This window comes from Oceanicella sp. SM1341 (assembly GCF_003448965.1).
Taxonomy (GTDB): Bacteria; Pseudomonadota; Alphaproteobacteria; order Rhodobacterales; family Rhodobacteraceae; genus Paroceanicella.
Genome location: NZ_QRGC01000067.1, coordinates 1 through 3,714, shown reverse-complemented (window position 1 = coordinate 3,714; position 3,714 = coordinate 1). Strand labels below are relative to the sequence as shown.

The 3,714-nt window shown below is 61.7% G+C and carries 4 protein-coding genes; 2 read left to right on the top strand and 2 right to left on the bottom strand.

The window, feature by feature from the left end:
• Positions 1-99: 99 nt before the first annotated feature.
• Positions 100-963: an NAD(P)H-binding protein gene (locus D3P35_RS25585; RefSeq protein WP_085816323.1), complete on the bottom strand. Its 864-nt coding sequence runs from the start codon at positions 961-963 to the stop codon at positions 100-102.
• A 64-nt stretch (positions 964-1,027) separates the two neighbouring features.
• Between D3P35_RS25585 and D3P35_RS25580 the strand changes: the two genes are divergently transcribed.
• Positions 1,028-1,987: a LysR family transcriptional regulator gene (locus D3P35_RS25580; protein WP_232830631.1), complete on the top strand. Its 960-nt coding sequence runs from the start codon at positions 1,028-1,030 to the stop codon at positions 1,985-1,987.
• Between the two features lie 152 nt (positions 1,988-2,139).
• Positions 2,140-3,186, top strand: a complete 1,047-nt coding sequence (locus D3P35_RS25575) for an IS110 family transposase (protein ID WP_118138754.1) — start codon at positions 2,140-2,142, stop codon at positions 3,184-3,186.
• A 200-nt stretch (positions 3,187-3,386) separates the two neighbouring features.
• Here the strand turns inward: D3P35_RS25575 and D3P35_RS25570 are convergent, their stop codons facing one another.
• Positions 3,387-3,605 carry a helix-turn-helix domain-containing protein gene (locus tag D3P35_RS25570; protein ID WP_085816326.1) on the bottom strand — a complete coding sequence of 73 codons (219 nt, stop codon included), beginning with the start codon at positions 3,603-3,605 and terminating at the stop codon, positions 3,387-3,389.
• Between the last annotated feature and the right edge of the window lie 109 nt (positions 3,606-3,714).

The following is a 3,714-nucleotide window of genomic DNA, read 5'->3' as shown; positions in this document are numbered from 1 at the left end:
AATAGATGGAGTATTCGGTCGTTCCCGCGCGACGGCTTCGAGCCCTTACTCGCCACGCGAAAACGCGATGGTCTTGGCTCGCTAACGCTAGCGCAGTGGTCATCCCTGCACCGTCGCCAGAAACTCTCGCATCCGCGTCGGCGCACGTCCCAGCAACTGAGCGAGCGTCGGATCGACCCGATCAAACTCGCCCGCTCGGGCTGCACGGAAGTATCCCAGCATGACGGCGATAGCACCCTCAGGTATGCCATTCTCCCGAGCATGGCGTTCCATGGAATCTTCCTCGACGATTTCTCGCGCGATGGGCCGTCCCAGGACGTCCGTTGCCAGCCGCGCGAGGTCGGCGAGGTCGAGGGCCTCGCTGCCAGTCAGCGGCGGTGTCGGACCGTCGAACGTCTCGCCGCGCGCCAGCAGGATGGCATCGGCGGCGGCAAGATCGTCGTGGGTCGTCCAGGCTACCTTTCCGTCCTCGGGGCCGGTCAGCGTCCCAGCCTCGAGTCCGTTCGCGTTCATAGCAACGGCGCTCGCCGCGTAGAAGCCGTGGCGTAAGGACGTCCAGGGCAGGCCCGAGTCCGCCAACATCTTCTCGGTCGCAGCGTGATCCCGCCCTGGCGGGAAGTGCGAGTCGAGCGCGCAGGAGACCTGGCTGGTATAAAGCACGCGGCCGACACCCAGTTCGCGCGCCACTCCGATCGCGGCCCTATGCTGCTTCAACGGATCTCCCCCCTTTGCCGCCGCATTCGACGAGACCAATAAAATCCGCTCGGCCCCGTTCCACGCATGACGCAGGCTGTCGGGATCGTCGTAATCGCCCCGGCGCACCCGCACGCCGGCCCGCATGAGGTCGCCCGCGCGATCCGGGTCGCGAACGCTGACGCCGATGCGTTCGGCAGGCACATGTTGCAGAAGGTGTTCGACGATCCTGCGGCCGAGTTGGCCGGTCGCGCCTGTCACAATAAGCATGTCTCAATCTCCTCGGTGGGTCCGCTGCGCGGTAAGTGATCGCGGGCTGATGGAGAGAGATTGATTGTTCTCTTTCCCTGAGACAGTTCGCGTATTTTCGAATACCTTGTTCTCTATGCAGAACAATGTCTCGAATGATGATCTGGCCATTTTTCTCGTGGTGGTTCGCGAAGGCGGGTTCAGGGCAGCGTCCAGACGCCTCGGGATCGCTCCTTCGAAGGTCAGCACGACGATCTCGCGGATGGAGGCTAGCCTCGGCGTGCCACTCCTGCGTCGCACGACCCGCAGCGTGGCCACGACAGACGCAGGTCAGGCACTGGCGGACCGGATCGCCCCTTTGTTCGCCGGGCTCGAGGAAGCCTGCGCCGAGGCCGCCGACACGGCGGGCCGCGTGCGGGGCCGGCTGACGCTTAACGTACCCGGGGCAGTGATGCCGGACATCCTTCCGCCGCTCCTGTCGAAATTCCACGCCCGTCATCCCGACGTCGAGGTCGAAATCGTGGTCGAGAACGGTCTCGTCGATATCGTCAAGGCGGGCTGCGATGCGGGCATCCGCTATGACGACGCCCTCGAAAAGGACATGGTGTCTATCCCGATCGGCCCCCGGACCCAGCAGAGTGCCCTTGCAGCGTCACCGGCTTACCTGGAGGCACGAGGTACGCCCCGGAGCCCCGAAGAACTGACCCGGCACGATGCGATCCGCTATCGCCTGCCGGATGGTCCTCTGCTGCCGTGGAGCCTCGTCGATGATTTTCGAACGGTCACCGTCCAGCCTGCGACACGCCTGATCCTGAGCGTGAACGCTCTCGACACGGGACTTCGCTACGCCAGGACCGGGATCGGCATCATTGGGACTTTCCGTAATTGGTTGGAGGAAGACTTCGCCGCCGGAACGCTCGTTCCCGTTCTGCCGAATATGTGGCCTTCTCGGAACGGCCCGCGTCTCTACTATCCAAGCCGTTTTACAACCGCGCCGCTCCGCGCCTTCATTGAAATTTGCCGCTGCGGCAGCGACAGGGTCTGAACAGCTAAGCTCTAATTACTACCGGGAAGAAATGATTTGTCCGCCGCGCTGCTGCCTCTCAGCAAAGAACGACTGAAATAGTCGTAGTTTACAAAACCGTTTGAAGATTGGTTAGGAGAAGTGCCGGTCCTTAATTCGAAAGGGGAATCGGCATGTCCCAAAGGCACTATATAGGGCTGGATGTCTCGGCCCGCACCGTCAATCTCTGCATCGTCGATCACGATGGCCAGGTGGTACACGAACGCAAGCTCTCCTCGGATCCGGAGGAGATTGCACAGCATATCCTGTCACTTCGGTTTCCGATTGTTCGTGTCGGCCTCGAGGCCGGAATGCTATCGCAACACATCTATGGGCGGTTGGCTGAAGCCGGTATCCCGGTCGTCTGCGTCGAGACCCGGCACATGAAAGCGGCGCTCGCCGCTCAGCTCAACAAGACCGACCGGCACGACGCGCGCGGCATCGCCCAGATGATGCGCGTCGGATTGTTCAAACCGGTCCACGTCAAGACGCCGAACAGCCAACGCCTGCGCACGATCCTGACCGCACGGCAACTTCTGCGGAACAAGCTTCAGGATGTCGAGAACGAAATCCGCGGCCTCATCCGCAACTTCGGCTATCACCTCGGAAAGGTGACGCCGCGCGACTTCGAACCACGGGTGCGGGAACTGATCGCCGATACCGACCTGCACGCCGTGGCCGACGCTCTCCTGTTGGCAAGACGCTCCTTGCGAGAGCAATTCGGCCGGTTGGACGATATGCTCGTTCGATTGGCGAAGCATGACGAGGTGACGCGACGCTTCATGACGGTTCCCGGCGTCGGCCCACTTGTCGCACTGACCTTTCGGGCAACGGTCGATGTTCCGTCGCGTTTTACGCGCTCGCGCACAGTCGGCGCCCACTTCGGACTGACACCTCGCAAGCAGCAATCCGGTGAAGTCGACCGCAACGGACGCATCTCGAGATGGGGCGATGAGATGATGCGAAGCCTTCTTTACGAAGCGGCGCAGGTGCTGTTGACACGGGTGAAACGTTGGTCAGCGCTCAAGGCTTGGGGCGCACAGATTTCGCGACGCCGAGGCCACAAGAAAGCGATCATCGCGCTGGCGCGCAAGATCGCTGTGATCCTTCATCGCATGTGGATCGACGGATCGGAATTCCACTGGGGCAAGCGGCCGGAAACCGCTGCGTCATCTGTTTAAGGTTCGACCGGGCACAGTCCGGTCGAGGCACATCCCCGCGAGGGGACGGGGAACGGCGAGCGCGCAAATACGACTTGACCGCCAAGGCCGATGCCGAGGTGACGTCGCAAAATAGATTGTCCCGCCGGCTCCTCTGATCCCATCCTGTGGCGGTCTTGTACCGACCACGAAGAGAAGCATGATCCTCGCGGGCGTGCCGCTCAAACCTCGTCGTCGGGCTCGACCAGATCCACATGGCTGACGCCGAGAGCCTGGGCGAGTTCAAACAACGTGATCACGGTTGGGTTCCTCCGGCCGCGTTCGAGGCTGCTGAGATATTGTTGGCTGAAGCCGGAACGCGCTTCGACCTCTTCCTGCGTCAGGCCCTTCTCCCGACGCAGGCGGGCGAAGTTCCGGCCGACCAATTTGCGCATATCCATGCGCAGGAAGATCGCGATTTACATACTTTAAGTTTATCAACTATAGTATGTAAATGAGCCGCTGGGGAGTGAGGGATTCCCCGCTATCCGGTTGGTCCGAATAGAGAAG

Bases quoted from the DNA above. Each gene is read 5' to 3' on its own strand.
- D3P35_RS25570 (WP_085816326.1), bottom strand. From the start codon at position 3,605: ATGGATATGCGCAAATTGGTCGGCCGGAACTTCGCCCGCCTGCGTCGG.
- D3P35_RS25575 (WP_118138754.1), top strand. From the start codon at position 2,140: ATGTCCCAAAGGCACTATATAGGGCTGGATGTCTCGGCCCGCACCGTC.
- D3P35_RS25585 (WP_085816323.1), bottom strand. From the start codon at position 963: ATGCTTATTGTGACAGGCGCGACCGGCCAACTCGGCCGCAGGATCGTC.